Raw genomic sequence first — 26405 nt, forward strand, 5'->3', positions numbered from 1 at the left:
CGCGCAGGCCGTCGGACGCGCCGCACGACGGCGACGCGTCCGACGGCCTGCGCGTGCAGGATCTCGATCTCAACCTGTTGAAGACGTTTCGCGCGGTGTACGAGGAGCGGCACGTCGGCCGCGCGGCGCTGCGGCTCGGCGTCACGCAGCCGTCCGTCAGCTACGCGCTCGGCCGGCTGCGGCTGATGTTCCGCGACGCGCTGTTCGTGCGCACCGGCACCGGCGTCGAGCCGACCCCGCGTGCGCAACGGCTCGCGATCTCGGTCGACAAGGCGCTCGCGATCCTGCAGGACGTGCTCGACGAAGGCTCGCGCTTCGCGCCCGACAGCACGCAGCGCGTGTTCCGCCTGCACATGAGCGATTTCGCGGCGAGCGCGTTCCTGCCGACGCTGCTCGCCGCGTTCGACCGGCGCGCGCCGGGCGCCGTGATCGAGACACTGCACGTCGACGAATGCCAGCTCAACGTCGCGCTCGAATCGGGGCGCATCGACTTCGCGCTCGGGCATTTCGCCGATGCGTCGAGCCACTTCCAGCGCACCGCGCTGCTGCACGAGCGCTGCGTGCTGCTGATGCCGCGCCGCACCGCGCAGCGCGTCGGGCTGCCCGACGATTTCGTGCTCGACGGCACGGCGCCCGATGCGTTGCGCTTCGTCGCGGTCACGTCGCATCCGCAATCGATGCAACTGCTCGAACGGCACGAGCTGATGCCGCGCGTGCGCGCGGCGCTGCCCGATTTTCTGGTGGTGCCTGCCCTGCTGCAGGGCGGCGATTACGCGCTGATCCTGCCGGAGACGATCGCGATCACGTTCGCGGCACGCCAGCCGTGCGTGCTGTACGAGATCGCCGGCGCCGGCGAATGGGCCGTCAATGCGTACTGGCACCGCCGCTTCGACGCGGACCCCGGCCATCGCTGGCTGCGGGCGCTGCTGCTCGAACTGTTCAATATCGGCGAGCAGGCGCCGTTCGACGCATGGCTCGCGCCGCAGCCGCCCGCCTGCGCATAGCGGCGCACGCGGGGCCGCCGCAACGCTCAGAACGACGTGAGGATGCCCGCGACGAGCGAGCTGGCGGTCGCGCCCGGCTTCGCCACCGCCACGCCGCCGCCCGCCGCGCCGTTGACGACGAAGCGCGCATGCGCGCCGTTGCGCACCATCGCGGCGCCCGTGTACAGCACCGTGCGCTTCGACAGCGGATAGTCGAAGCGGATGCCGTACGAATCGGCGTTGCCGTCGCTGTCGGCCACCTTCCGGTAATGGCCGATGCTCAGCAGCAGCGACGCGCGCCCGATCGGCACCGTCGCGCTGAGTTCCATGATGTCGCTGTGCGGATACGCGCTCTGGCCGTCGATCGCGGTCGCCACATCGGGGCCGCCGCGATGGCGCAGGTACAGCGCGGCCACTTTCACGACGCTGAAGTCGTACGAAATCGCGCCGAGCGTGTAGTTGCCGTTCGCGGCCGGGCTCGTGCTGCCGAGCGTGGACGACGCGACCGGACTGAACTTCTGCTGCATGTAGTCGACGTCGACCGACAAGCCGCCGCGCACGTAATTGATGCCGGCGCCGTACGTATCGCCGAGCGTCGCCGGCTGCCCGGCCGCGCCGTTGGCGCCGCGTGCAGCCATCGCGCGCAGCATGAAGCCCGCGTAGCGCGGCGACGTGTAGCGCATCGAGTTGCGCACGCGCAGGAACGCGGACCCGACGAAATTGTTGGTCGCGTTGCCCCAGGCGAGCCCCGCGCCGAGCCCCGGCAGGCTGTACGTGACGAGCGTCGTATGCAGGATCGTGTAGAGCTCGCCGAACTGCACGCCGCCGAACGGCCCGGTGATGCCGACCCACGCTTCGCGGCCGAACAGCGCGCTGCTGTTCGACAACGCGCCGCTCGCCGCGTTGAAACCGTCCTCCAGCTTGAAGATCGTCGCGTAGCCGCCGCCGAGATCCTCGACGCCCTTCAGCCCCCACTGCGACGCCCACAGGTTGCCGCTGCCCATGCGCGTCACGTGGTTCGGCCCGGCGTTCGCGTATTCGATCGCGGTGTCGATGCGGCCGTAGAGCGTCACGCTCGATTGCGCGACGGCCGGCAGCGCGATGCATGCGAGCAGCGCGGCAAGCGGTACGGCAAGCCGGTCGGCCCGCCCGTTCGGATGGTTCATCTGCGTCGTCCCGTAGAAGTTGCGGCGCCTGTCGGCATCGCGCCGCTTGATGTGAAGCGCGTTCGCTTTCAGATGCGAACGCTGCCGATAAAAACCGGGCCGAGTCTAGGAACGACAATTTCGGACGTCGACGCAATGCGCTCTATAACGCTTATAGATGCGCCACATGACGCGCGCGGACCCCGCCGCACGCGCGCTGCACGGCGGCCCGTGCGCACGGTCTCGGTGTTTTCTTTATCCGGGTCGGTAAATGTCCGTGTGGCGCGGCTGTCACTCCGGCTATGGCGGCCGAATTTGGCCGACTACGCTGCTCTCCGATCGTGTCGATCGTGTCACCCGCACGCTTTCGCGCCGCGACCGCGCCCGGCCCGCCAGGCCGATGCCGCGCTTTCCCACCGCCCGCTCCTGGAGAACCCGCATGTCCGCATCCACGGCCCGCGCTGCCGACGGCAAGCGCTATACGTACGAATGGTATGTCGTCGTCATCTGCATGCTCGCGTACATCTTTTCGTTCGTCGACCGGCAAGTCCTCGTGCTGATGATCGAACCGATCAAGCGCGACCTACACCTGTCCGATACGCAGTTCAGCCTGCTCAACGGCTTCGCGTTTTCGCTGTTCTATGCGGTGATGGGGCTGCCCGTCGCATATCTCGCCGACCGCTATGCGCGCCCGCGCATCATCTCGCTCGGCATCGCGCTGTGGAGCGTCGCGACCGCTGCGTGCGGGCTCAGCCAGCACTTCGTTCACATGTTCGTCGCGCGGATGGGCGTCGGCGTCGGCGAGGCCGCGCTGTCGCCCGGCGCGTATTCGATGCTCGCCGACTACTTCCCGAAGGAGAAGCTCGGGCGCGCGGTCGCCGTGTATTCGCTCGGCTCGTTCATCGGCGGCGGCATCGCGTTCCTGATCGGCGGCTACGTGATCGCGCTGCTCAAGCATGCGAGCGCGTTCACGCTGCCGGTGGTCGGACAGGTGCATGCGTGGCAGGTCACGTTCCTGATCGTCGGGCTGCCGGGCATCCTCGTCGCGCTGCTGTTCGCCGCGACCGTGCGCGATCCGCAGCGCAAGGGGCTCGCGCAGGATCGCTCGGGCGCCGTGCGGCGCGTGTCGATGCGCGATTCGCTGCGCTTCGTCGGCACGCACCGCGCGACCTTCTCGTGCCACTACCTCGGCTTCTCGTTCTACGCGATGGCGCTGTACTGCCTGCTGAGCTGGACGCCCGCGTTCTATATCCGCCGCTTCGGGATGACGGCCGTCGAAGCCGGCTACACGCTCGGCATCGTGCTGCTGGTCGCCAACACCGCCGGCGTGTTCTGCGGCGGCTGGCTCAACGACTGGCTGCTGCGGCGCGGTCGCGGCGATGCGCCGATGCGCGCCGGTGCGATCGGCGCCGCGTGCATGGCGATCCCCGCGACGCTGTTCACGCAGCTCGATAGCCTGCCCGCATCGCTCGCGATGCTGGTCGTCGCGATGTTCTTCGCGTCGTTCCCGATGCCGACCTCGACCGCCGCGATGCAAACGCTCGCGCCGAACCAGATGCGCGCGCAGATCTCCGCGTTGTTCCTGCTCGTGTCGAACCTGATCGCGCTCGGCATCGGTACGACCGTCGTCGCGCTGTTCACCGATCGCGTGTTCGGCGCGCCGGCCGCGGTCGGCCATTCGATGTCGATCGTCAACGTCGCGGCGGCCACGCTCGCCGCGCTGCTGCTCGCGGTCGGCTGCCGGCACTATCGCCGCAGCCTCGACCGAGAACGCGGTCACACGTCGGCCGCGACGCCGCAGGCCGCCGGCGCTGGCGACGCGATTGCCGCGCGCTGAACGCCGGGCACGACCGCGCGCCCGAGTATTATCCATCCGGCTGATTCAGGCATCGCTTTTTAATCGATTTGATTTATGCGATGCCCGTCCCTATTCTCGATCGCATGAAGGCGCGGGCTCTGCCGCGCCGCTTTCCTCTATCCCACGGAATTTCCCATGCAAGCGAACCGCCACCAGGTCCGGATCGACGCGCTGATCGACGCGGCGCAGGACATCCGCTGTTTCCGGGTCTCGCGCGTCGACGGCCAGCCGTTCGACGCGTACGAACCGGGCGCCCATATCGACGTCACCGCGCCGTCCGGCATCACGCGGCAATACTCGCTGTGCGGCAACCCCGACGAGCGCGGCAGCTACCTGTTCGCGGTGAAGAAGGAAGCGCGGTCGCGCGGCGGCTCGCGTTCGCTGCACGACGACGTGAGCGTCGGCGCCGAGTTGTCGATCGGCACCCCGCGCAACCTGTTTCGTCTGACTGATGACGCGAGCGAGCACGTGCTCGTCGCGGCCGGCATCGGCATCACGCCGCTGCTGTCGATGGCGTATGCGCTGCACAAGCGCGGCGCGCGTTATCGACTGCACTATTTCGCGCGCAGCCGCGACCATGCCGCCTTCGTCGACGAACTGTCGGCCGGGCCGTTCGCAGCGCACGTGACGTTCCATTACGGCGTCGAGCCCGATGCGCTCGCGGCCGCACTCGGCCGTTGCATGGAATCGATCGACCCGACGGCGCACGTCTATACGTGCGGCCCCGGGCCGTTCATGGATGCCGTCGTCGCGGCCGCGGCCACGCGAATCCCGGAAGACGCGATTCATCTCGAACGCTTCGCGGCGGAACCCGTCGCCGCGGATGCGGGCAATGCCGAAGCCGGTTCGGGCCCGGCCGGTGGCTTCGAAGTGCGCCTGCACCGCAGCGGCCAGTCGGTGCGCGTCGCCCCCGATACGTCGATCGTCGACGCACTCGCGACGATCGGCATCGAGGTCGACACGTCATGCGGCGAAGGCGTGTGCGGCACCTGCATGGTGCCGGTCATCGACGGCGAGCCCGATCATCGCGACCACTGCCTGAGCAAGGCCGAGCGCGCGAGCAATACGGTGATCTGCTGCTGCGTGTCGCGCGCACGTTCCACCGTGCTGGTGCTCGATCTCTGACACGTCGGGCGCGCCGACATGCCGCGGCGCCGATCCAGCGACGGGCCGATGCACCGATGCGCTGGAAGCCGATGCAGGCCGACACCGGCGCGCCCCCTCGGCCGCCCATCGCGCACCACCCGAGCGTCACTCGTCGAAGCGCTCGACGATCTCGGCGAGCAGCGCGCGCATCCACGCGTTGCCTTCGTCCTCGTGGAAATGCTCGTGCCAGTGCATCGCCACCGGCGCGGGCGGCAACGTGACCGGCAGTTCATACAGGCGAAATGCGTTGTCGCGGTTCAGGATCTGCGCGAGCCGCTTCGGCAGCGTCGCATACAGATCGGTGACCGACAGCACGCTCGGCAGCGCGACGAAGTGCGGCACCTCGAGCGCGATGTTGCGGCCCACGCCCTGCGCGCGCAACGCGTCGTCGAGCGCGTGGTGGCTGTGCTCGACCGATTTCACGTTGACGTGCGCGGCGCGCACGAACTGGTCGAGGCTCAGCGCGGCGGCCGCCGGCAGCCCGCGCCGGCGCCCCGTCATGCACACGTAGGTTTCCTCGAACAGCAACTGGTGGCGCGTGCGCGGCATCAGCTCCGGCAGGTTGCCGATCGCGAAATCGAGCCGGCTCGCGCGCAGCGCCTCCTCGATCTCCTCCACCGGCAGCGGCTGCACGCTGAGCGTCACGCGCGGCGCGCGCTCGCGCAGCGCCTGGCAGATCGCCGGCAGGTACGCCATCTCGCCCGCATCCGACAGCGACAGCCGGAACGTGCGCGTGCTGGCGGCCGGATCGAAGCGCTCCGCATAGCGCAGCGCGACGCGGACCATGTCGAGCGCCTTGCCGACGATGCCGGCGAGTTCCAGCGCGACCGGCGTCGGCTGCATGCCCAAACGCGTCCGCACGAACAGCGGATCGTCGAACAGCGTGCGCAGCCGGCCGAGCGAATAGCTGACGGCCGGCTGCGACAGCGCGAGCCGCTCGCCGGCCTTCGTCAGGCTGCGTTCCTCGACGATCGCCTGGAAAACGCGCAACAGGTTCAGATCGAGATGATCGACCGACGTCATCGTGACCTCCATCATTTGCCGTATTTATTTGATCATCGATTTTAGATCAATTTGACCGATATGTAGCAGAAGACGAGACTGGTCCCTGGACGCTGCGCACGGCGCGGCCCGATTTTCGCGACTCTTTCCCCACGACGACGATGAGCGACATTGCCTACCAGACGATCGACACCCGCGCGTTGCATGGTCTCGCGCAGCCCGACCGCATCGCGCCCGCGATGTATCACGATCCCGCGCTGTTCGAAGCCGAACTCGACCGCATCTTCTACCGCACCTGGATCTGGGTCGCGCACGCCAGCGAACTGCCGAACCCGGGCGACTTCATCACGACGACGATCGGCCGCCAGCCGGTGATCGTCGTGCGCGACAAGACCGGCGAGATCAACGTGCTGCAGAACCGCTGCCGCCATCGCGGCGCGACCGTGTGCGAATCGCACAAGGGCAACGCGAAGGGCTTCACGTGCCCGTATCACAGCTGGTCGTACGCGCTCGACGGCACGCTGCGCGCGCTGCCGTACGGCGACGGCTACGAAGGCGTGTGCGACAAAGGCGACCTGCCGCTCGTGAAGCTGCGCGTCGGCGTGTACCAGGGGCTGATCTTCGCGAGCTTCAACGATGCGATCGAACCGCTCGAGGATTTCCTCGGCGGCGCGAAGCCGTGGATCGACCTGTTCATGAAACAGGGCGCCGGCTACCCGATCAAGGCGAACGGCGAACACAAGTTCAAGTTCAAGGGCAACTGGAAGATCCAGCTCGAGAACACCACCGACCTCTATCACTTCCCGGTCGTGCACAAGTCGTGGATGAAGTCGATCGACGACGAGACGGCCGCCGCGATCACGAGCTTCATGACGAGCGAGCACGCGTTCTGCCGCGGGCTCGGCAACGGCCACAGCCTCGCGGTGCTGATGCCGGAGTTGATCGATCTCGACGAGGACGACGGCGCGCCGCTGCCCGAGCGTTTCGCGCCGCTCGCCGCGAAGCTCGCCGAGCGCCATGCGCCGGACGAAGTGCGCCGCATCGTGCGCTCGCTGATGGGCGTCGGCTTCAACCTGAACCTGTTCCCGAACCTGGCGCTGTCGATGGCGTTCTTCCGCGTGCTGCGGCCGATCTCCGCGAACGAAACGGAGATCCGCCACGTCGCGCTCGCGATGGACGGCGGCCCCGACGAAGCGAACCGCGAGCGGCTGCGCATCCACGAGCACTTCCAGGGCCCGTTCGGCTTCGGCAGCCCCGACGACGCGGAAGCCTGGGAGCGCGTGCAGCGCGGCGCGCACGCGGGCCCCGACGTACCGATCCTCGTGAATCGCGGGCTGAACCGGGAGACGACCGCCGCGAACGGCGAAAAGACCGCGCATGCGACCGACGAAACCGGCATGCGCGAGGCCTACCAGCAATGGCGCAAGATGATGGAGCAACAATGATGGACGACCGCAACGCCCTCTTTTCCGAGCAGACCTTCGCCCGCGCGGTCGAATTCGTGTGGCGCGAAGCCGAGATGCTCGACCGCCGCGACTACCGCGCGTGGCTCGACCTGTGGGACCGGTCCGGGCACTACGTGGTGCCGATCGATCCCGACACGACCGATTTCGCGGCGACGCTGAACTACGTGTTCGACGACCAGGACATGCGCGAGAAGCGCGTGCAGCGGATGGTGTCCGGCTATTCGGCGTCGGCGACCGACGCGGCGCGCACGGTGCGCACCGTGTCGCGCTTCACGCTGGAGAGCGGCAGCGCCGATACCGTCGAGCTGAAATCGGCGCAGGTCGTCGTCGCGTACAAGCGCGGCGTCGCGACGCTGTTCGCGGCCGACGTCACGCACAAGCTGCACGTCGATGCCGACGGCGAGATGCGGATCGCGGAGAAAGTCGTGCGCCTGATCGACTCGACCGAAGCGCTGAGCGCCATCGGCTTCCTGCTGTAAGCCCTGACCGGTTCAACGTCGCCAACGCAATGGTGAACCGGGCACCTTCACCTGTGAGCGGCTGCCGGTTCGCCGCCGCCAACGCAAAGGTGAGCCGGTCACCTTCACCTTTGCGCGGCCCACCGGTTCGCCATCGCCTGCGCAACGGTGAGCCGGTCACCTTCACCTTTCCGGACGACCATGCCCACACTCGAAGTTTTCCTGCCGGCCGGCCACGATGCCGCGCGCAAGGCCGAACTGATCGCCAGGCTGACCGGTGCGACCGTCGACGCGATCGGCGCACCGATCGAATCGGTGCGCGTGTTGCTCACCGAGCTGCCGGCGACGCATATCGGCCTCGGCGGCCGCAGCGCCGCGGACGGCGCGCCGCCGTCGCTGCCGGTGATCGTCGCGATCCTGATCGCCGGCCGCACCGACGAACAGAAGCGCGCGCTGATCGCCGCGCTGTCCGACGCGGGCGCGCACGTGCTCGACGCGCCGCTGCAGGCGACGCGCGTGATCATCAAGGACATTCCGAACACGGACTTCGGCATCGGCGGCCAGACCGCGCGGGCGCTGGGGCGCTGACCATGCGCCGCGCGCCGCTGCCCCGTCGTGACGCCGCGCAGCCGCTAGGCGGGCGCGTCGGCGAGCGGCAGCGTCACGCGGCAGTCGAGCCCGCCGCCTGCGGCCGGGCTCGCGGCGATCCGCCCGCCGTGGCGCGTGACGATGCTCTTGCACAGCGACAAGCCGATCCCGTTGCCGCCGGCCTTCGACGACGAGAAGCCGTCGAACAGCCGGTCGTGCGCGCCGGCCTCGATGCCCGGGCCATTGTCGATCGCACGCAACTCCGCGTGGCCGGCCACGTTCGCGGTGCCGAGCGTCAGCGTGCGCGGCAGCCGCTCGCAACTGGCGAATGCCTCGATCGCATTGAACGCGAGATTCAGGATCACCTGCCCGATCAGCACGCGTTCGCAGCGGATCGGCAGCGGTGCGTCGGCCTGCACGATCGCAACCGTCACGCCGGCCTCCTTCGCGCGCAGCTCGATGAAGTACGCGACGTCCGCGAGGATGTCGCGCAGGTCGGCCCGCGCGACGACCGGCTCGCGCTTCACGATGAATTCGCGCACGCTCTTGATGATCAGCGCCGCATGCTCGGCCTGCCGGTCCGCGCTGCGCAGCCCCCAGATCGCGTCGTCGACGGCGCCGTCGCCGTTCAGCCGCCGCACCGCGCCTTCGATGAAATTGCGCACGGCCGCGAGCGGCTGGCTCAACTCGTGCGCGATCACGGTCGCCATCTCGCCCATCGCGTTGTAACGGCCCGCGTATTCGAGCATGCGCGCTTCGGCGCGCCGCGCGTCCTCGATCGCGACTTCGTCGCTCACGTCGCGGAACTGCACGAGCAGCCCGTCGAGATCGTCCTCGATCTCGACCTGCCGGCACAGGATGCGCAGCCAGCATGCCGAGCCATCGCGCCGCACGATCCGGTAGCGTTGCGGTGCGGACGGGTGCGCCGACGGTGCGTCGCGCAACTGCGCGACGAGCCGGTCGCGATCGGTCGAGGAGCAGTAGTCGAGCACCGCGCCGAGCGGCTCGTCGGGTGCGAGCCCGAGCACGCGGCGGCCCGACTCGCTGATGAACTGCACGCCGCCGTGCGGCGTCACGACCGCGATGCCTTCGTCGAGATCCTGCATGAACTCGCGCAGCCGCGCCTCGTAGCGGCGCAACTGCTGGCGGACCGCCTCCTCCGCGCTGATGTCGCGGAACTGCACCATCACGACGTCGCGCCCGCGCAGCGGCACGTAGGTCGCGGTGGCCTCGGACAGCATGTCGACGCCGGTACGCGAGCGATAGCACCACTCGTACACCTGCGGCCCGTCGACGAGCGCGCGATCCCATGCGCTCACCGCGATCTCGCGGCGGTACTTCGGCTCGGGACGCGTCATGTCCGGCGCCTTCAGCGGCAGCAGTTCCTCGACCGAAAAGCCGAGCGCGATGCACGCGGCGCGATTCGCCCACACGATTGCCCTGGTGTGCGCGTCGTGCAGCAGCACGCAGGTCGTCAGCGCGTCGAGCAGCCGGTGGAAATCGTCTTCGTCGGGAAAACTCATGATCGGATTCGGAAGAAGGCGCGCGGCGTCGCGCGGCCGGAAACCCAACATAGCACCGGCGCGCGCCGATCGCATCTGAAGATTTCTTTAGGCCGGCACGGAGCGTCACCAGTCGCGCGGCCCAACGCACCAATTGCTGCGTGTTTTCGGCGTTTCTAGACTGGTTGCATCGTCTTGCCCCCCGCAACCGACACCGGAATCGCCCCCATCCCCAGGAGACTTTCATGCCGCAAGCCGCTCTCGCCATCGAATCCGCGCCGACCTCGCCGCCCGCGGCGCGTCCCGCGGCCGGGCAGCTGTCGCCGCTCGACGCGGTGATCGAAACCGTCGCCGCGCGCCGCGAGGAATTCGACCGGCTGTCGCACGTGCCGCGCGACGTGATCGCACTGTTCAAGCAGGCCGGCATCTATCGCGCGGGCACGCCGCGCCGCTTCGGCGGCGATGCGCTCGCGCCGACCGCGTTTCTCGACATGATCGAACGGATCGCGACCGCCGACGGTTCGGCCGCGTGGGTCGCGAGCTTCGGCTCCGCGAACGTCTACCTCGCCGCGCTGCCGCTCGAGACCCAGGCCGAGCTGTACGCGGGCGGCCCCGACCAGGTGTTCGCGGGCGGCCTGTTCCCGGTGCAGCCCGCGCAGGACGCGCCGGGCGGCTGGCGCGTGAACGGCACGTGGAAATTCGCGAGCGGCTGCAAGGGCGCCGACTGGCTCGGCGTCGGCATCGCCGTGCCGGGTGTGCAGGACGCCGCGCCGAACAAGCCGCGCACGGCCGTGTTCCGCGCCGCCGAGGTCGAGATCGTCGAGAACTGGAGCGTGGTCGGCATGCAGGGCACCGGCAGCCACGACCTGCGCGTGAACGACCGCTTCGTGCCCGAGGCGTGGACCTTCGTACGCGGCGGCGAGCCGACCGTCGACGAACCGCTGTACCGCTATCCGACCGTCGCGTATGCGGCGCAGGTGCTGGCCGTCGTCAACCTCGGCCTCGCGCGTGCGGCGCTCGACGTCGTGAATCGCATGTCCGGCGGCCGCCAGACGACGACCGGCGCGCCGCGTCTGGCCGATCGCGCGTATTTCCGCATCGAGCTCGCGAAGGCCGAGGCGCAACTGCGCTCGGCGCGCGCGTTCTTCTACGATGCGACCGACTCGGTGTGGCAATCGATCCTCGCGGGCAACCCGGTGACGCCCGACCAGGTCAGCCTGCTGCGGCTCGCGGCCACGCAGATCGCCCGCGAAGGCGCGAGCGTCGTCGAGCGCGCGTACCGCCTCGGCGGCACGGCGGCGATCTACCGGTCGCATCCGCTGCAGCGGCTGCTGCGCGATGCGATGGTCGTCACGCAGCACGCGTTCCTCGCCGAAGGCAATTTTGACGGCGCGGGCGCGGTATTCACCGGCGTCGCACCGTTTCCCGGTTATCTGTAACCTGCATCGACCGACGCTTTTGATGAACGCGCATGAAGCCGAACCGGTCGCGCCGTCGCCGGCCGGCTCATGCGCCCGCCTGATTTCTCTGGAGAACCCGATATGTCCGATTCGAATCCGCTGCCGCTGCGCGTCCTGTTCTGCTGCGGCGTGTCGCAGAATTTCTTCGACCTGCCGCGCGAGCAGATCGGCGAAGTGTGGCAGGCGTACGGCGCGATGCTCGCGGCCGTCGAAGCGATGCCCGGCGTGCGCGTGCTCGGCGTGATGGACGACGACCGCCTCGTGGTCGGCCAGGCCGACGGCGCGCCGTGGACCTTCTACATCATGGCCGACGTCGCCGATTTCGACACGACGGTCGCCGTGTGCAACCTGTACCGCACGACGCCCGTCGGCGAATACAACCTGTGGCGCTACGGCAAGATCGAGGCGCGCGTGGGCCGCGCGCTGACCGTGCCGCCGGCCGCGAAGCCCGCGGCGTGAGGCGCGCGATGACCGACCTGTCCCCTGCCGCGATCGACACGCTCGTGCAGCGCGTCGCGGCGCTCGATGCCGAGCGCGCGGTGCGTGCGACGCTCACGCGCTACATGGCGCTGTGCGACGTCCCCGCGGACGCCGGCGCCGGCCCGTCGCTCGCCGACCTGTTCACGGCCGATGCCGTGTGGGAAGGCATCGGCCCGCAATACGCGCGGAAGTTCGGCCGCCTCGAAGGCCCCGCGGCGATCGTCGCGATGCTCGGCCGCTACCTGCCGCCCGATCCGCATTTCGCGGCGAACCTGCACTTCCTGACGTCGGAGTCGATCGAGATCGGCGCCGATCGCGCCAGCGCGCGCGGCCGCTGGATCATGCTGCAGGCGTCGCGCTACGCCGACGGCTCGGCCGAACTGATCGCCGCGCGGCTGACCGTCGATTTCGCGCCGGCCGCCGACGGCGCCACCTGGCTGATCCGCCATTTCCGCACCGAACGCGTGCTCGACGGCCCGTGGCCGCTCGCCGCCGCGCCACGGTCCTGATGTTTCCCGCTGCTTTCGCACGATACCGACCATGACAGGCTTCATCGACACCTTCACGCTCGGCGGCCCCGGCCCGACGATCGCGATCAAGGACACGATCGACATCGCAGGCCATCCAACCCGCGCGGCGAGCCGCGCGCTCGCCGATGCGCCGCCCGCCGCGCAGCACGCGGACGTGGTCCGCCTGCTGCTCGACGCCGGCTGGCAGATCGCCGGCAAGGCGAACATGCACGAACTCGCGTTCGGCATGACCGGCATCAACGACTACACGGGCACGCCCGTCAATCCGCAGGATGCCACGCGCATTCCCGGCGGCTCGTCGAGCGGCTCCGCGTCGCTCGTCGGGCTCGGCGCCGTCGATGCGGCGCTCGGCACCGATACCGGCGGCTCGATTCGCGGGCCGGCCGCGTGCTGCGGCGTGGCCGGGCTGAAACCGACGTTCGGCCGCGTGTCGCGGCGCGGCGTCGCGCCCGTCGACACGACGCTCGATTGCGTCGGGCCGTTCGCACGCGAGATGCGCACGCTCGTCGCGGTGATGGCCGCGATCGCGCCGGGCTTCGATCGTGCGCAGGCGACGGCTGCCGCGGCAGGCTGCACGGTCGCGCAACTCGTCGTCGACGCCGACCCGGCGATCGCCGCCGCGCTCGATGCGGCCGTTCGTGCATCGGGCCTGCGCGCGCACACGGTCGTGCTCGACGAAATGCCGGCCTCGTTCGCGGCCGGGCTGACCGTGATCAATGCGGAAACGTCGCGCGCGTTCGGCCATCTGGTCGAAACGGGGCGGCTCGGCGCCGATCTCGATGCGCGACTGCGCATGGCCGCGACGACGACACCGGCCGCGCTCGCGGAAGCCGAAGCCGTGCGCGCACGCTTCACCGCGCAGGTCGACGCCGCGCTCCAACACGCGGACGTGCTGGTGCTGCCGACGCTGCCCGCGCTGCCGATCACGCTGCAGCAGGCCCGCGACGGCGTATCGGTGATCGCGATGTCGTCGCTGATCCGGCCGTTCAACCTGAGCGGCCATCCGGCGCTGAGCCTGCCGCTACCGCTCGCCGGTTCACCGCTGAAGGCCGGCTTGCAGATCGTCGGTCGCAAAGGCGCGGACGAGCGGGTCTGCGCGATCGCGGCCCACTTCGAAGCGGCGCTCGCCGCATGAACCACGATGCGGGCGCCGCTTCCATCGGCGTGCGCCCGCGAACCACGGAATTCCACACCATGTCAGATCGAGTCGTTCTCGTCACCGGCGCCGCGCGCGGGCTCGGCGCCGTCATCGCCGAACGCTTCCATGCGGCCGGCTATCGCGTCGCGCTGGCCGACATCGCCGCCGACGCCGTTCACGCGCATGCACGCGAACTCGACCCGAGCGGCGCACGCGCGATCGCGCTGCCGCTCGACGTCACGTCCAAACGCGATTTCGAAGCGGCGCGCGATGCGCTCGTCGCGCGCTGGGGCACGATCGACGTGCTCGTCAACAACGCAGGCGCGTCGAAGGTCGTACCGGCGATGGAGATCACCGCCGAGCAGTTCGACCAGGTGATCGACGTGAACCTGCGCAGCGTGCTGTTCGGCTGCCAGGTGTTCGGCCAGTACTTCGCGCAGCGCGGCGCGGGCCGCATCGTCAACATCGCATCGCTCGCCGGGCAGAACGGCGGCTCGGCGACGGGCGCGCACTATGCGGCAGCGAAAGGCGGCACGCTGACGCTGACGAAGGTGTTCGCACGCGATCTCGCCGCGCACGGCGTAACCGTCAACGCGATCTCGCCGGGGCCGCTCGATCTGCCGATCGTGTACGAAAGCGTCGCGCCTGAAAAACTGCGTCAGGTGCTCGCGAGCCTGCCGGGCGGCAAGCTCGGGTCGGCCGGGTTCGTCGCGGATGCCGCCGTGCTGCTCGCGTCGGGCGACGCGCATTTCGCGAACGGCGCATGCTGGGACATCAACGGCGGGCTGTACATGCGCTGAACGCGCGGGGCCTCATCGCGACGATTCGCCGTCGTCGCCCCATACGACCATCACGTCGCGCACCAGCGCGGCGATCGACGTCGCGCCGAGCTTCTCCTTGATGCTCGCGCGATGCACGTCGACCGTCTTCACGCTGATCGACAGATCCGACGCGATCTGCTTGCTGCCCTTGCCGTCCACGACGCCGCGCAGCACTTCCTTCTCGCGCGCGGTCAGCGCATCGAGCCGCTGGCGCAGCTCGCGGTGGCGCTGGCTCACCGCGTGCCGCTGCTGCGCGAGCCGCAGCGCACGCTGCACGCGCTCGAGCATCTGCTGCGAGTTGTACGGCTTCTCGACGAAATCGATCGCGCCGTTCTGCAACGCGCGCACCGACATCGGAATGTCGCCATGCCCGCTGACGAAGATCACCGGCAGCGTCGCGCCGCGTGCATTCAGTTCGGCCTGCACGTCGAAGCCGCTTTTCTCCGGCATCCGCACGTCGAGCACGAGGCAGGCGGGCAGGTTCACGTCGAAGCGCGCGAGAAAGTCGGCGGCGTTCGCGAATCCTTCGGACGCGATGCCGACCGATTCGAGCAGCCACGCGAGCGACGTCCGCATGCCGCTGTCGTCGTCGACGATGTATACGATCGGTGCGGGTGACGTCATCGCGGGTGTCTCGCTGAATATCGGTATCGGTATCGCACGCGCCGCGCGGGAAGCCGGTGGCCGGCATGTCGCGAGCGTCGTTCGCTGTGGGGTGTGCGGCACATCATAACGAGCCGAAAACCCGCTGCAAACCCCTGCACGTGCCGCACGAACGCGCAATCGCGGTTTTTTTCACACGCGGCGGCATGCATCTAGGTAGAACCTTTAGACGCGTTGGCGGCAACGCCATCCCGATCGCCAATCGTGCGAATGGTCGGCCGCATTTTCGCGACGTACGCTTGGGTCATCGTCGGCGATCCGGCGCCGCGCTCGCCGCGCTGCATCGTTCGCCGCTTTCGTCCAACCAGGAGCGCCCATGTCTTCCACGACCGATATCCAGCGACCGGCGCGCGTCGAACCGACCGACGCGCAGAAGGCCTTCCGCCAGGCGATGGCCCACCTCGGCGCGGCCGTCAACGTGATCACCACCGCCGGGCCGCACGGCCGCTGCGGGATCACCGCGAGCGCCGTATGCTCCGTCACCGACGCGCCGCCGACGCTGCTCGTGTGCCTGAACCGGTCGAGCGCGATGCACGCGACCTTCGAGCGCAACCGTCAGGTGTGCATCAACGTGCTGCCGGCCGAGCACGAACTGCTCGCGCGACACTTCGCGGGGCTCACCGACCTGCCGATGGAACAGCGTTTCCAGTTGCCCGTGTGGGATCGCGGCGAACAGGACGTGCCGGTGCTGCGCGACGCGCTCGCGAGCCTGCAGGGCACGATCGCCGAAATGAAGGAAGTCGGCTCGCATTCGGTGATGTTCATCGAGGCGACGTCGATTCGCGTGCGCGACGACGGCGACAGCCTCATCTACTTCAGCCGTGCGTTTCATCGCGTGTCGCGTACCGCCTGCGTGCGGTGACGGGCGCCTGACTACGCGGACGTGCTGCGCAGCGCGCGCTGCCCGGCCGCGAACGCGGCACCCGCGAACAGCGTCAGCGCGGAATACACGAGCCCGCGCGCGAGCCCCGCGCTGTCCGACACCCAGCCGATCGCGACCGGCCCCGCGATCTGCCCGAATGCGAAGACCGTCGTGAATGCGCTGATCCCCTTCGCCCAGCCGTCGGGCGGCAGGTTGTGCCGCACGAAGGCCGTCGTCGACGCGACCGCCGACAGGAACGTCGCGCCGAACAGCAGGCCCGACGCGAACGCGGCGGCCGGGTGCACGAATAGCGCGGGCATCAGCGTCGCGACGCCGAGCAGCGCGTTGAGCACGGCGAGCGCCTGGCCGCCGCGCATCCGGTCGAGCAGCCCCGACCACAGCCGCGCCGACACGATGGTCGCGATCCCGAGCATCACGTAGAACGCGGCGACCACCGTGCCGCTCATCCCCGCGCCGCGCAGCAGTGCGACGATGAACGTCATGTAGCCGATGTAGCCGACGCCGAACAGCCCGTAGCCGGCCAGCGCGAGCGCGAAGCGGGCCGGGCTCGCGCTCGCCGCCGGTTTCGCGCCGTCGGTCTGTCTGACCGGCGCCGCATGCGCATGCTCGATGCGGCGCGCAGCCGACACGGCCACCGCCGAGAACAGCACGCACGCCGTCGCGAGTGCGAACCACGCGGGCTGCCAGCCGTGCACGCGATGCACGAGCGTGGCCGGCACGAGCAGCGACGACGCGACGATGCCCCATCCGGTGCCGCCGTAATAGAGGCCGAGCAGCAGCCCTGCGTCGCGCGGCGACGCGGACGCGAGCCGCGCGGCCAGCACACCACCGCTGATGAAGATCAACGCGCTGCCGATACCTGTGGCCAGCCGCTGCGCCAGTAGCGCGTGCATGTCCGACGTGAGCCCGCCCGCGGCCATCAGCACGGCGGTCAGTGCGCAGCCGGCCGCGAGCAGCGTGCCCGCGCGCCAGCGCCGCGACAACAGCGGGAATGCCAGCGCGCCGATCAGGTAGCCGGCCGCGTTCGCCGTGTTCAGCGCGCCGGCCTGCGCGAAGGTCCAGCCGAGATCGGCTTTCATCGGCGGCAGCAGCAGCGCATATGAAAAGCGTGCGAGGCCGAGCGCGATCGTGCTGCCGAGCGACAGGCAGATCGCGAGTCGCCACGCGGCCATGCGGCCGGGATCGGTTGCGCCGGCGTCCGGCCGCGAGCGGCCGGCACGCTCCGGTTGCGGCACTGCGCGCATCGGGGTGTCTCCATCGTTGTTCGATTGCGGGGCTTGCGCCACCGTCGGTCGATCATACTTGAGCCGCCGTGAACCGGTGCGGTGGCGACAAAAACCCGACGGCCGGCGCAGGCACGCACGATCACGCTCGCCCGAGCCCGGCTGCAAACGCCGTCAGCAGCGCGCGTCCTTCTTGCCATTCCCCCAACCCGGAAGCCGCGTTCAGATGGCCGCGCGCGCCGAGCTGCAGCGGCGTCGCGCCCTGTTGCGTGACCCATTCGAGCGCTCGCCCGGACGGATCGTACGGATCGTCCGCGCTCGCGATCGCCAGCACCGGCACGCGCCCGAACCGGCCGCGCGGCAGCTTCGCGAACGCGGCGGCGGCCACCGGAAAACGCGGCCCTGCCGGGTCCGGCACGGCGACGAGAAACGCGCCGCGCACCGCGCGCGCCGACGCGGCATGCCAATGCGCGAACAACAGACAACCCAGCGAATGACCAATCACGAGCGCAGGCGCGCCGGCGTTCGCCACGGCCTCGTCCAGCGCCGCCGTCCAGTCGGCCAGGTCGGGCGCATCCCACGACGCAGGCGCGATGCGCGCGGCGCGGGGAAACGCGGCCTCCCAATGACTCTGCCAATGATCCGGTCCCGAATTGCCGATACCCGGCACGATCACGATCGCTTGCTCCATCACGCCCTCCATCAACGAAAGCCGGCAGTGTGACGGGGCGCCGGTCGGCATGGAATGGCAAGTCATCGGTTATTGAGACAAAATGCCGATGAATCAACGGTACCGGAGGACCGTCATGCCGGACGAAGCACTGGATCGCCTGGATCTTGCGATCCTCGAGGCCCTGCAGGACAACGCGCGAACGCCGCTGTCGGAAGTGGGCCGGCGCATCGGGCTGTCGCAGCCCGCGACGTCGGAGCGCGTCAAGCGGCTCGAAGAACGCGGCATCATCGCGGGCTACGGCGCACGGATCGATCCGGCGGCGCTCGGGCTGGGCATGATGGCCATCATCCGGCTGAAGACGACTCACGAGCACATCAAACCGGCGCTGCGCACGTTTGCCGACATGCCGCATGTCATCGAAGTCCATCGCATGACCGGCGACGATTGCTTTCTGCTGAAGGTGCTGGTGCCGACACCGGGCCAGCTCGAAACGCTCATCGACGCGATTGCGCGCTTCGGCGCGGTCACGACTTCGCTGGTGCTGCGCTCCGAACCGACCAAGGCGATCGGCAAGGCGTTGCTCGGATGACGCTCGCGTGCGAACCGCGCGCGGTGCGTGACATCGCGGACCGGTTCGATCGCGGATTCGAACGCCACGCGAATGCGTATGCGGCTTTCGTCAATGACATAAAACGCAGCAATCCGGACAATTGAATTCGAATTAAAAATAGCCGAATTCATTTCGTCGATCCGGATTCCGTCCTCTAAAAAAATGATGCGTGATCTGTCGCCCGTTTTATCCGGTTTTTCCAGTATGTGAAGCGCAAACGCTGCGTGTTTAGCACGTGTCGGCTAAAAACATGGCAACGCATTGCATTCGAAAATTCGTCAGACTAATATCGACGCCACTTGTCCGGGATTCACAAAATGCCGAACGAGGAGCGGCAATTTTTTTGTCGCGCTTTCATGTTGAATCACTCATGTTCACCACAGGAGAATTGACATGCAGGAAACCCAGCAAATCGAATTGCTTGACTGGATGCAGGAAGACACGCACCCCGAGGCCGTCGACATGATGGTCGAGGACGCCGTGGTGCCGTTCGGCACCGCGCTCTGGCCGGTCTGAGCGGGCCACCCGTTCTCGCGGAAGGGCCTCGGCCCTTCCGCCGCTTCCGGAGATACGCATGCTGAACCTGCACCGCGCGCTCGGTTTTCACCCGGCGCTGCGCGCCAAGCTGGCCCGCGGCGAATCGGGAAAACTGCTGGTCGGCTATGACACCCGCAACCGCGACATCGCGTTGCGCGCCTTTTCCGCCCTGCCCGATTCGCTCGACGCGACCACCCTCTGCCTCGAAAGCACCGCGCCCGCCGACATCGCCGTCGCGCTCGACAACGCCGACCTGTTCGTGCTGCTGTACGACTCGTCGTGCCTGCCGACGCCGTCGCCGAGCGGGCCGCCGTTCCTCGCCGCGATCCGCCCCGCGATCGTCGAACACTGGAGTAAATCGGTTTTATTCAAGGATTACGGCCCGCACCTCGACGAGGCGTTCGCCGAATCGCTCGACGACATCGCCGCCCGCAACGGCCGGCTGATCGAGGCGGCCTCGCGCGCGTCGCAGATCCGCTTCATCGACGAAGCCGGCAACGCGCTGACGGGCGCGCTCGCGCCGGACCAGAAATGGACGAGCGTGGACGGCATGGGCAACCTCGACGTCGTGCCCGGCGAGATCGCGACGCACGTGACGGACCTGAACGGCACCGTCGTGTTCAGCGGCACGTTTCTCGGCACCGTGCCGTTCGCGATCAAGTACAAGGTGGCCGAGCGGCTCGCGACGCTGCATGTCGAACACAGCACGATCGTCGATTTCGACACCGACGATGCGGGCTTCCGGCGCGACTTCTCGACCTATCTGGACCGGCACGCGAATCACCGGCGGATCGAGGAATTCGGCATCGGCACGAACCTCGGCATCCGCGGCCTGTACGGCCGCAACGCGGGATTCGAGGAACGCCATCCGGGCCTGCATCTCGGCCTCGGCGGCGGCGAAAACGGCAGCCACCATCTGGACCTGATCTTCGCGCGCGGCACGCTCGCGCTCGACGAGCGGATCGTGTTCGACGGCGCGTTCGCCGTCTGACGCGGCGCGCAGGTGACTCAGGCTTCGGCGGCGGCCGCGTCGCCGAGCCACTTGAACATCACGAGGCAGTCGACGAAGCCGAGCCGCGCGTGACGGTATGCGCGCGGCAGCCGGCCGACGATCTCGAATCCCAGCTTCTGCCACAGCGCGACCGCGACCTCGTTGGTCGCGACCACCGAATTGAACTGCATCGCGAGAAAACCGTGCTCGCGCGCGACCTGCTGCGAGTGCTCGCACATCAGGCGCGCGACGCCGCGGCCGCGCGCGGCCTCGTTCACCATGTAGCCGCAGTTGCTCACGTGCTTGGCCGGCCCGGCCGCATTCGCCTTCAGGTAATACGAGCCGAGCACCACGCCGTCCTCCTCGGCGATCCACGTACAGAGCGGCGCGTCGAGCCACAGTGCGCGTGCCGCTTCGGGCGTCGGCTCGGGATCGAATGCGTAGGTTTCCTGAGCAGCGACGATGGCGCGGTAGGTCGGCCAGAAACGTGCGAAATCGTCGTCGGTCATCGGGCGGATCGTGATCATGCGGGGGGTCTCGTGAGGGTGATGTCAGCAGGCAAGGCAGGCGAACGAGCGATCGTACCGCGATTCATCGCGGGTCGCCCGTTCGCCGCGCCGCGCTGCGATACGCGCCCGGCGGTACGCCGTACCAGCGCTTGAATGCCTGCGAGAAACTGGACAGATCGCTGAAACCGAGCCGCTCGGCCACCTCCGCGAGCGACAGCCGCGCATCGGCGAGCAGCGTCTCGGCCATCGCGCCGCGCGCCTGCGCGAGCAGCGCGCGAAACGTCGTGCCTTCGTCCTGAAGCCGGCGCTTGAGCGTGCGCGGGCTCGTGTTCATCAGCCGCGCCATGTCCTCGAGCGAGAACGGCGCGCTGCCCGGCGTCGCGTTCAGGTACTGGCGCACCATCTCCGACGTGCCCACGCGTGCACGCCGCGCTTCGACGAGTTGGCCGCACATCTGCTCGCACATCGACACCGTCAGCGGATTCGCATGCGGCAGCGGCCGGTCGAGAAACGCGCGATCGAACTCGAGGCTGTTCGCACGCGCCGCGAACGTCGGCTCGATACCCGCGATGCGCGGCGCGACAAGCGCCGGCGAACGCGCGGCCTGCAGCGTGAAGCGCGACAACGCGAAATCGCCGCTGGCGATTTCCTGCAGCAGCACGGCCGCGGCCGTCATGTCGCGCTCGACGAGGAACCGGCTCAGGTCGGCGTCGAGTTCCGGCGCGCCGAAGTTGAGCACGCCGGTGTCAGCGGCCTCGCGGTACGTGATGACGGTGTACGCATACGTGAGCGGCAAAAAGCGCATCGCCAGCGCGAGCGCATCGCTCCCGGTCGCGCTCGCGATCAGCCCGTAGCCCCACACGCCGTACGCGGAGAAGTGATAACGCAGCCCGACCTCGAACCCGAGGCCCTGCGCCCGGCCGAGCGCGCGCAGCAGATTGCCGGTCAGCCGCAGTTCCTGCGCGGCCGTCACCTCGACTTTCGGGTCGTCGAGCTGCGCGCTCGCGAGGCCGGTGCCGGCCAGCAACGTGGCAGGCGGCACGCCGCGTTCGTCGCCGAAATCGGCCAGCAGCCGGGCGCTGGCCGGACTCCGGGTGAAATCCCAGAAGCTCATGCGGAGAAACCCTCGAAGCGCCGATTTGGCCCAAATACTAAAACAATTGTCCCCAAGCAGCATTGGTGTTTTCCCACGCGGCCCGCACCATCGGCGTCATCCGGTCGTCGCCCGAACGACGCCATCGCCCCAGGAGGAGACACCATGCGACCGAGTCGCCCGATCGATCCCGCCGCCCGCTTCGCCGACCGGCGCGCCGCCCGTCCCCGCATGCCGACGTGCATCGCGTGACCCACCGATTACCGAGGAAAGGAGACGATTCCATGAGCAGGACTTTCGACTACATCGTGGTTGGCGGCGGGTCGGGCGGCTGCGTCGTCGCGGGGCGGCTGACCGAGGACCCGGCCGTGACCGTCTGCGTGCTCGAAGCCGGCGGCCGGGGCGACGGCGCGGTCGTCAACGTGCCGACCGGCGCGGTCGCGATGATGCCCACCCGCCTGAACAACTGGGCCTTCGACACGGTGCCGCAGCCGGGGCTCGGCGGGCGCATCGGCTATCAGCCGCGCGGCAGGACGCTCGGCGGTTCGTCGGCGATCAACGCGATGGTCTATATCCGCGGCCATCGCGTCGATTACGACGGCTGGGCCGCGCTCGGCAACGAAGGCTGGGCATACGACGACGTGCTGCCGTACTTTCGCCTGAGCGAACACAACGAGCGCTTCGACGATGCGTGGCACGGCCGCGACGGCCCGCTGTGGGTCAGCGACCTGCGCACCGGCAACCCGTTTCACGCGCGCTATCTGGAAGCCGCGCGACAGGCCGGCTTGCCGCTCACCGACGATTTCAACGGCGCGCAGCAGGAAGGCATCGGGATCTACCAGGTCACGCAAAAGCACGGCGAACGATGGAGCGCGGCACGCGCGTACCTGCTGCCGCACGTCGGGCGACGCGACAACCTGACGGTCGAGACGCATGCGCAGGTGCTGCGCATCCTGTTCGACGGCACGCGCGCAACCGGCGTCGAAGTGCGGCAGCACGGCGAAATCCGCACGCTGCGCGCGCGGCGCGAAGTCGTGCTCGCGGCCGGCGCGCTGCAGACACCGCAATTGCTGATGCTGTCGGGCGTCGGCCCGGGCAGTGCACTCCAGCAGCGCGGCATCGCGGTACGGGCGGACCTGCCGGGCGTCGGCCGCAACCTGCAGGATCATCCGGATTTCATCTTCGGCTACCGCACGCGCAGCGTCGACACGATGGGCGTATCCGTCCGCGGCGGGCTGCGCATGCTGCGCGAATTCGCGCGCTTTCGCCGCGAACGGCGCGGGATGCTGACGTCGAACTTCGCGGAAGGCGGCGGCTTCCTGAAAACGCGTGCCGATCTCGCCGCACCGGACATCCAGCTGCATTTCGTCGTCGCGCTCGTCGACGACCATGCGCGCAAGCCGCATGCCGGTCACGGGCTGTCGTGCCACGTCTGCCTGCTGCGGCCGCGCAGCCGCGGCTCGGTCACGCTGAACGGCGCCGATCCGCTCGCGGCGCCGCGCATCGATCCCGCATTCTTCGACGATCCGCGCGATCTCGACGACATGGTCGCGGGCTTCCGCCTCACGCGTCGCCTGATGGACGCACCGGCACTCGCCAGCTGGACCACGCGCGACCTGTTCACCGCGAACGTGACGACCGACGACGAGATTCGCGACGTGCTGCGGCGGCGCACCGACACCGTCTATCACCCGGTCGGCACCTGCCGGATGGGACGCGACGCGCTCGCCGTCGTCGATCCGCAACTGCGCGTGCATGGCCTGCAAGGGCTGCGCATCGTCGATGCATCGGTGATGCCGACGCTCATCGGCGGCAACACCAATGCGCCGACGATCATGATCGCCGAGAAGGCCGTCGACCTGATGCGCGGCGTATGCCGCGTAGCGGTAGAGCCGCATGCCGAAGCAATCGTCAGGACAGCGACGGATTTCGACGCTACCCTTGCACCCCACGCCGCGCACGATACCGCCCAGCCCGAGGAAACCCGCCATGCTGTCGCCTGATCCTTCCCGTTCCGCCGGCGCCGCCACGCCGCTTGCCGCGATCATCATCGGCGCCGGCTTTGCCGGCATCGGCATGGCGGTCGCGCTGCAACGCGCCGGCATTCACGATTTCGTGATCGTCGAACGCTCGCACGACGTCGGCGGCGTGTGGCGCGACAACCGCTATCCGGGCGCCGCGTGCGACGTGCCTTCGCACTTGTACTCGTTCTCGTTCGAGCCCAATCCGGCGTGGTCGCGCGTGTTCGCGCCGCAGCCTGAAATTCATGCGTACCTGCAACACTGCGCGCGCAAGTACGGCCTCGCGCGATATCTGCGCTTCGGCGCCGAAGTCGAACACGCACGCTACGACGAAGCCGGCGCGCTGTGGCACGTCACGCTGCGCGACGGCACGACGCTGAGCGCCGCGCTGCTCGTCAGCGGCACCGGCCAGCTGAGCCGCCCCGCCATGCCGGACCTGCCCGGCATCGACACGTTTCGCGGCCGTGCGTTTCACTCCGCACACTGGGATCACGATTACGCACTCGCCGGCAAACGTGTCGCCGTGGTCGGCACCGGCGCATCGGCGATCCAGTTCGTTCCGGCGATCGCCGGCGACGTGCGGCGCCTGACCGTGTTCCAGCGCTCGCCGGCCTATGTGATGCCGCGCCCCGACCGCGCGTATCGCCCGTGGGAAAAGGCGCTGTTTCGCCGGCTGCCGGCGGCGATGAAACTGCATCGCGCATCGATCTACCTGCGCTACGAAGCGCGCGCGATCGCGTTCACGCGCCTGAACGGGTTGATGAAGGTCGCGGTCGGCCGGCCGTTTCGCAAGCTGCTCGCGCGCGACGTGCCGGACCCCGCGCTGCGCGCACGGCTCACGCCCGACTATCCGGTCGGCTGCAAACGCATCCTGTTGTCGAGCGACTATCTCGCCGCGATGAGCCGCGACCATGTCGAGCTCGTCACGCAGCCGATCCGGCGCGTGACCGAGGACGGGATCGAAACCGCCGACGGCGTGCATCATCCCGTCGACGCGATCGTCTACGGCACCGGGTTCGCGGCGACCGAGTTCCTGTCGCCGATGCGCATCACGGGCCGCGGCGGCCTCGAACTGAACGATGCGTGGCGACGCGGCGCGCAGGCGTATCTCGGGCTCACCGTGCCCGGCTTTCCGAACTTCTTCATGCTGTACGGCCCGAACACCAACCTCGGTCACAACTCGATCGTCTACATGCTCGAAAGCCAGATCGCGCACGTGATGCGCTGCGTGCATGCGATGCGTCGCGACGGCGCGCGCGAGATCGACGTCGACGCGCGCCGCTACCGGCGTTTCAACGTGCACGTGCAGCAGCGGCTCGCAGGGTCGGTATGGAGCAATTGCAAGAGCTGGTACGTCGATGCGTCGGGACACAACAGCACGAACTGGCCGGGCTTCACGCTGACCTACCGGTGGATCACGCGCTTCACCGGCATGTCCGCGTACCGCTTGTCGCAACCGCTGCCCGCGGCGGCCGCGCCGCTGCACGGCACGATGGTCGCGCCGCCCGCCGGCAGACTCGAAGCCTTCACGGCCGCTTCGTTGCGCGGATTCCTGCGCGTCGCGTTCCGGCCGCTGATCGGGCCGCCGTTCGGCGCGCGCATGCAGCGCCGCGTCGTCACGCTGCTGTCGCCGCTGATGCCCGGCGCGGGCGGCACGCTGCGCTACCGCACGTCGGCGCAACGCGTGCCCGTCGAAGTCGTCGCGCCGAAGCGTGGCGATACGGGTGGCGCGATCCTCTATCTGCACGGCGGCGCGTTTTGTCTCGGCGGGCCGCATACGCATCGCGGCGTGACGACGCGCCTCGCGAACGACGCGGGCCTGCCGGTGTGGGTGCCCGATTACCGGCTCGCGCCCGAGCATCCGAGCCCGGCCGCGCTCGACGATGCACTGGCCGCCTACGATGCGATGCGCACGCAGGGCTATGCGCCGCACCGGATCGTGATCGCCGGCGACTCCGCCGGCGGCGCGCTGGCGCTGGCGCTCGCCATCGCGCTGCGCGAGCGCGGCGAGCCGGCTGCCGCCGCGCTGCTGCTGATCTCGCCCGTGACCGACCCGGCGCTCGGCGGCGCGACGCTGGCCTCGCGCCGCCACGACGATCCGATGATCCGGCGCGGCTGGCTCGAACAGGGCCTGCGCTGGTATCACGGCACGGGGTCCGCCGCGGCGCGCGGCCCGCTCGACACCGACCTGCGCGGCTTGCCGCCGATGCTGATCCAGGCCGGCGACCAGGAAGTGCTGCTGTCCGATGCGCAGCGGCTCGCGGAGCATGCGCATGCGTGCGGCGTGCCGTGCCGGCTGGAGATTCATGCGGCGCGCTGGCACGTGTTTCATCTGCAGGCGTTTTATCTGCGCTCGGCGCGGGACGCGTTGCGTACGTTGGCGGGGTTTGCAGCGAAACGTGTCGCCTCGCCGGCATGACGATGAAGCGGCGACGTACGACGCTCGGCGCCGGCCCGAGCGTCGCACCCGCTTGCAACGAAGCGACACCGACTTGCGAAATGAACTGACCCCACGAAGTTGGACGGTTAAAATCTAAGCGGCCAAGGGCTGAGTCCTGTATTGCACGGGACTCAGCCCATTTAATTTCAGCTTGATGCGTTCGTGGTTGTAGTAGTGAATGTAGC

Annotated in this window: 26 protein-coding genes; 17 read left to right on the forward strand and 9 right to left on the reverse strand. The window is 68.9% G+C overall.

Annotated elements, in window-relative coordinates; all coding sequences use genetic code 11:
* The coding region (locus H0X91_RS32335; protein ID WP_196433679.1) for a LysR family transcriptional regulator at positions 1–1004 on the forward strand (1004 nt) is incomplete at its 5' end.
* 26 nt (positions 1005–1030) lie between these two features.
* Here H0X91_RS32335 and H0X91_RS32340 read toward each other — a convergent pair.
* Positions 1031–2149 carry a porin gene (locus H0X91_RS32340; RefSeq protein WP_196433680.1) on the reverse strand — a complete coding sequence of 373 codons (1119 nt, stop codon included), beginning with the start codon at positions 2147–2149 and terminating at the stop codon, positions 1031–1033.
* Positions 2150–2567: 418 nt separating this feature from the next.
* Between H0X91_RS32340 and H0X91_RS32345 the strand changes: the two genes are divergently transcribed.
* Together H0X91_RS32345 and H0X91_RS32350 are read left to right on the forward strand one after the other, a co-directional pair.
* Positions 2568–3965 carry a spinster family MFS transporter gene (locus H0X91_RS32345; RefSeq protein ID WP_058902758.1) on the forward strand — a complete coding sequence of 466 codons (1398 nt, stop codon included), beginning with the start codon at positions 2568–2570 and terminating at the stop codon, positions 3963–3965.
* Between the two features lie 156 nt (positions 3966–4121).
* A complete protein-coding gene (locus tag H0X91_RS32350) occupies positions 4122–5111 on the forward strand; it encodes a PDR/VanB family oxidoreductase (protein ID WP_196433681.1) in 990 nt (329 codons plus the stop codon).
* A 126-nt stretch (positions 5112–5237) separates the two neighbouring features.
* Here H0X91_RS32350 and H0X91_RS32355 read toward each other — a convergent pair whose 3' ends face one another.
* Positions 5238–6155, reverse strand: coding sequence for a LysR family transcriptional regulator (locus H0X91_RS32355; RefSeq protein WP_196433682.1), 918 nt, complete (start codon positions 6153–6155; stop codon positions 5238–5240).
* A 140-nt stretch (positions 6156–6295) separates the two neighbouring features.
* On the opposite strand from H0X91_RS32355, the gene H0X91_RS32360 reads away from it, so the two are divergent.
* The 3 genes from H0X91_RS32360 (at position 6296) to H0X91_RS32370 (ending at position 8646) form a co-directional block, all read left to right on the forward strand.
* The gene (locus H0X91_RS32360) at positions 6296–7579 is read left to right on the forward strand and encodes an aromatic ring-hydroxylating oxygenase subunit alpha (RefSeq protein ID WP_060212748.1); all 1284 of its coding nucleotides are present in this window, start codon (positions 6296–6298) and stop codon (positions 7577–7579) included.
* On the forward strand, positions 7576–8079 hold the full coding sequence (locus H0X91_RS32365) for an aromatic-ring-hydroxylating dioxygenase subunit beta (protein WP_006495639.1): 504 nt from the start codon (positions 7576–7578) through the stop codon (positions 8077–8079). The genes H0X91_RS32360 and H0X91_RS32365 overlap by 4 nt, the downstream gene beginning before the upstream one ends.
* A gap of 180 nt (positions 8080–8259) precedes the next feature.
* On the forward strand, positions 8260–8646 hold the full coding sequence (locus H0X91_RS32370; RefSeq protein WP_006493343.1) for a tautomerase family protein: 387 nt from the start codon (positions 8260–8262) through the stop codon (positions 8644–8646).
* Positions 8647–8690: 44 nt separating this feature from the next.
* Here H0X91_RS32370 and H0X91_RS32375 read toward each other — a convergent pair whose 3' ends face one another.
* Positions 8691–10244, reverse strand: coding sequence for a sensor histidine kinase (locus H0X91_RS32375; protein ID WP_034202739.1), 1554 nt, complete (start codon positions 10242–10244; stop codon positions 8691–8693).
* A 149-nt stretch (positions 10245–10393) separates the two neighbouring features.
* Here H0X91_RS32375 and H0X91_RS32380 point away from each other — a divergent pair, with 149 nt between their 5' ends.
* The 5 genes from H0X91_RS32380 to H0X91_RS32400 all read left to right on the forward strand — a co-directional run bounded on the left by H0X91_RS32380 (position 10394) and on the right by H0X91_RS32400 (position 14556).
* The gene (locus H0X91_RS32380) at positions 10394–11587 is read left to right on the forward strand and encodes an acyl-CoA dehydrogenase family protein (RefSeq protein WP_196433683.1); all 1194 of its coding nucleotides are present in this window, start codon (positions 10394–10396) and stop codon (positions 11585–11587) included.
* Between the two features lie 102 nt (positions 11588–11689).
* A complete protein-coding gene (locus H0X91_RS32385; RefSeq protein WP_006490490.1) occupies positions 11690–12067 on the forward strand; it encodes a hypothetical protein in 378 nt (125 codons plus the stop codon).
* A gap of 8 nt (positions 12068–12075) precedes the next feature.
* Positions 12076–12597 carry a nuclear transport factor 2 family protein gene (locus H0X91_RS32390; RefSeq protein WP_006490491.1) on the forward strand — a complete coding sequence of 174 codons (522 nt, stop codon included), beginning with the start codon at positions 12076–12078 and terminating at the stop codon, positions 12595–12597.
* A 31-nt stretch (positions 12598–12628) separates the two neighbouring features.
* On the forward strand, positions 12629–13753 hold the full coding sequence (locus H0X91_RS32395) for an amidase (protein ID WP_196433684.1): 1125 nt from the start codon (positions 12629–12631) through the stop codon (positions 13751–13753).
* A 59-nt stretch (positions 13754–13812) separates the two neighbouring features.
* Positions 13813–14556, forward strand: coding sequence for an SDR family NAD(P)-dependent oxidoreductase (locus H0X91_RS32400; protein ID WP_069353065.1), 744 nt, complete (start codon positions 13813–13815; stop codon positions 14554–14556).
* Between the two features lie 12 nt (positions 14557–14568).
* Here H0X91_RS32400 and H0X91_RS32405 read toward each other — a convergent pair whose 3' ends face one another.
* Entirely contained in the window at positions 14569–15201 is a 633-nt protein-coding gene (locus H0X91_RS32405; protein WP_006479687.1) for a response regulator transcription factor, read from the reverse strand.
* A 355-nt stretch (positions 15202–15556) separates the two neighbouring features.
* Between H0X91_RS32405 and hpaC the strand changes: the two genes are divergently transcribed.
* Positions 15557–16102 (forward strand): 4-hydroxyphenylacetate 3-monooxygenase, reductase component, encoded by a 546-nt coding sequence (gene hpaC, locus H0X91_RS32410; protein ID WP_006490502.1) that lies wholly within the window; start codon positions 15557–15559, stop codon positions 16100–16102.
* A gap of 11 nt (positions 16103–16113) precedes the next feature.
* On the opposite strand, the gene H0X91_RS32415 is transcribed toward hpaC, so the two are convergent.
* Positions 16114–17367 (reverse strand): YbfB/YjiJ family MFS transporter, encoded by a 1254-nt coding sequence (locus H0X91_RS32415; protein WP_196433685.1) that lies wholly within the window; start codon positions 17365–17367, stop codon positions 16114–16116.
* Between the two features lie 121 nt (positions 17368–17488).
* Positions 17489–18037, reverse strand: coding sequence for an RBBP9/YdeN family alpha/beta hydrolase (locus H0X91_RS32420; RefSeq protein ID WP_060267634.1), 549 nt, complete (start codon positions 18035–18037; stop codon positions 17489–17491).
* A gap of 115 nt (positions 18038–18152) precedes the next feature.
* Between H0X91_RS32420 and H0X91_RS32425 the strand changes: the two genes are divergently transcribed.
* The 3 genes from H0X91_RS32425 to H0X91_RS32430 all read left to right on the forward strand — a co-directional run bounded on the left by H0X91_RS32425 (position 18153) and on the right by H0X91_RS32430 (position 20157).
* Positions 18153–18608, forward strand: coding sequence for an Lrp/AsnC family transcriptional regulator (locus H0X91_RS32425; RefSeq protein ID WP_006490496.1), 456 nt, complete (start codon positions 18153–18155; stop codon positions 18606–18608).
* A gap of 414 nt (positions 18609–19022) precedes the next feature.
* Complete coding sequence (locus H0X91_RS35295) at positions 19023–19145, forward strand: hypothetical protein (protein ID WP_006479692.1); 123 nt, start codon at positions 19023–19025, stop codon at positions 19143–19145.
* 58 nt (positions 19146–19203) lie between these two features.
* Positions 19204–20157: a hypothetical protein gene (locus H0X91_RS32430; RefSeq protein WP_006490492.1), complete on the forward strand. Its 954-nt coding sequence runs from the start codon at positions 19204–19206 to the stop codon at positions 20155–20157.
* Positions 20158–20174: 17 nt separating this feature from the next.
* Here H0X91_RS32430 and H0X91_RS32435 read toward each other — a convergent pair whose 3' ends face one another.
* Both H0X91_RS32435 and H0X91_RS32440 read right to left on the reverse strand, forming a co-directional pair.
* Complete coding sequence (locus tag H0X91_RS32435) at positions 20175–20684, reverse strand: GNAT family N-acetyltransferase (protein ID WP_006490509.1); 510 nt, start codon at positions 20682–20684, stop codon at positions 20175–20177.
* Between the two features lie 64 nt (positions 20685–20748).
* Positions 20749–21780, reverse strand: coding sequence for an AraC family transcriptional regulator (locus H0X91_RS32440; RefSeq protein ID WP_006495651.1), 1032 nt, complete (start codon positions 21778–21780; stop codon positions 20749–20751).
* 263 nt (positions 21781–22043) lie between these two features.
* On the opposite strand from H0X91_RS32440, the gene H0X91_RS32445 reads away from it, so the two are divergent.
* On the forward strand, positions 22044–23762 hold the full coding sequence (locus tag H0X91_RS32445) for a GMC family oxidoreductase (RefSeq protein ID WP_006490508.1): 1719 nt from the start codon (positions 22044–22046) through the stop codon (positions 23760–23762).
* A complete protein-coding gene (locus H0X91_RS32450; protein WP_196433686.1) occupies positions 23749–26199 on the forward strand; it encodes an alpha/beta hydrolase fold domain-containing protein in 2451 nt (816 codons plus the stop codon). Before H0X91_RS32445 ends, H0X91_RS32450 begins: the two co-directional genes overlap by 14 nt.
* A 114-nt stretch (positions 26200–26313) precedes the next feature.
* Here H0X91_RS32450 and H0X91_RS32455 read toward each other — a convergent pair.
* The coding region (locus H0X91_RS32455; RefSeq protein WP_143280775.1) for an IS3 family transposase at positions 26314–26405 on the reverse strand (92 nt) is incomplete at its 5' end.

The sequence above is a fragment of the Burkholderia sp. 9777_1386 genome, from assembly GCF_015712265.1.
GTDB lineage: Bacteria > Pseudomonadota > Gammaproteobacteria > Burkholderiales > Burkholderiaceae > Burkholderia > Burkholderia cenocepacia.

Excerpts from the sequence above, each read along its gene's own strand:
- H0X91_RS32340 (WP_196433680.1), bottom strand. The coding sequence starts at position 2,149 with ATGAACCATCCGAACGGGCGGGCCGACCGGCTTGCCGTACCGCTTGCC.
- H0X91_RS32345 (WP_058902758.1), top strand. The coding sequence starts at position 2,568 with ATGTCCGCATCCACGGCCCGCGCTGCCGACGGCAAGCGCTATACGTAC.
- H0X91_RS32350 (WP_196433681.1), top strand. The coding sequence starts at position 4,122 with ATGCAAGCGAACCGCCACCAGGTCCGGATCGACGCGCTGATCGACGCG.
- H0X91_RS32355 (WP_196433682.1), bottom strand. The coding sequence starts at position 6,155 with ATGACGTCGGTCGATCATCTCGATCTGAACCTGTTGCGCGTTTTCCAG.
- H0X91_RS32360 (WP_060212748.1), top strand. The coding sequence starts at position 6,296 with ATGAGCGACATTGCCTACCAGACGATCGACACCCGCGCGTTGCATGGT.
- H0X91_RS32365 (WP_006495639.1), top strand. The coding sequence starts at position 7,576 with ATGATGGACGACCGCAACGCCCTCTTTTCCGAGCAGACCTTCGCCCGC.
- H0X91_RS32370 (WP_006493343.1), top strand. The coding sequence starts at position 8,260 with ATGCCCACACTCGAAGTTTTCCTGCCGGCCGGCCACGATGCCGCGCGC.
- H0X91_RS32375 (WP_034202739.1), bottom strand. The coding sequence starts at position 10,244 with ATGCGATCGGCGCGCGCCGGTGCTATGTTGGGTTTCCGGCCGCGCGAC.
- H0X91_RS32380 (WP_196433683.1), top strand. The coding sequence starts at position 10,394 with ATGCCGCAAGCCGCTCTCGCCATCGAATCCGCGCCGACCTCGCCGCCC.
- H0X91_RS32385 (WP_006490490.1), top strand. The coding sequence starts at position 11,690 with ATGTCCGATTCGAATCCGCTGCCGCTGCGCGTCCTGTTCTGCTGCGGC.
- H0X91_RS32390 (WP_006490491.1), top strand. The coding sequence starts at position 12,076 with ATGACCGACCTGTCCCCTGCCGCGATCGACACGCTCGTGCAGCGCGTC.
- H0X91_RS32395 (WP_196433684.1), top strand. The coding sequence starts at position 12,629 with ATGACAGGCTTCATCGACACCTTCACGCTCGGCGGCCCCGGCCCGACG.
- H0X91_RS32400 (WP_069353065.1), top strand. The coding sequence starts at position 13,813 with ATGTCAGATCGAGTCGTTCTCGTCACCGGCGCCGCGCGCGGGCTCGGC.
- H0X91_RS32405 (WP_006479687.1), bottom strand. The coding sequence starts at position 15,201 with ATGACGTCACCCGCACCGATCGTATACATCGTCGACGACGACAGCGGC.
- hpaC (WP_006490502.1), top strand. The coding sequence starts at position 15,557 with ATGTCTTCCACGACCGATATCCAGCGACCGGCGCGCGTCGAACCGACC.
- H0X91_RS32415 (WP_196433685.1), bottom strand. The coding sequence starts at position 17,367 with ATGCGCGCAGTGCCGCAACCGGAGCGTGCCGGCCGCTCGCGGCCGGAC.
- H0X91_RS32420 (WP_060267634.1), bottom strand. The coding sequence starts at position 18,037 with ATGGAGCAAGCGATCGTGATCGTGCCGGGTATCGGCAATTCGGGACCG.
- H0X91_RS32425 (WP_006490496.1), top strand. The coding sequence starts at position 18,153 with ATGCCGGACGAAGCACTGGATCGCCTGGATCTTGCGATCCTCGAGGCC.
- H0X91_RS35295 (WP_006479692.1), top strand. The coding sequence starts at position 19,023 with ATGCAGGAAACCCAGCAAATCGAATTGCTTGACTGGATGCAGGAAGAC.
- H0X91_RS32430 (WP_006490492.1), top strand. The coding sequence starts at position 19,204 with ATGCTGAACCTGCACCGCGCGCTCGGTTTTCACCCGGCGCTGCGCGCC.
- H0X91_RS32435 (WP_006490509.1), bottom strand. The coding sequence starts at position 20,684 with ATGATCACGATCCGCCCGATGACCGACGACGATTTCGCACGTTTCTGG.
- H0X91_RS32440 (WP_006495651.1), bottom strand. The coding sequence starts at position 21,780 with ATGAGCTTCTGGGATTTCACCCGGAGTCCGGCCAGCGCCCGGCTGCTG.
- H0X91_RS32445 (WP_006490508.1), top strand. The coding sequence starts at position 22,044 with ATGAGCAGGACTTTCGACTACATCGTGGTTGGCGGCGGGTCGGGCGGC.
- H0X91_RS32450 (WP_196433686.1), top strand. The coding sequence starts at position 23,749 with ATGCTGTCGCCTGATCCTTCCCGTTCCGCCGGCGCCGCCACGCCGCTT.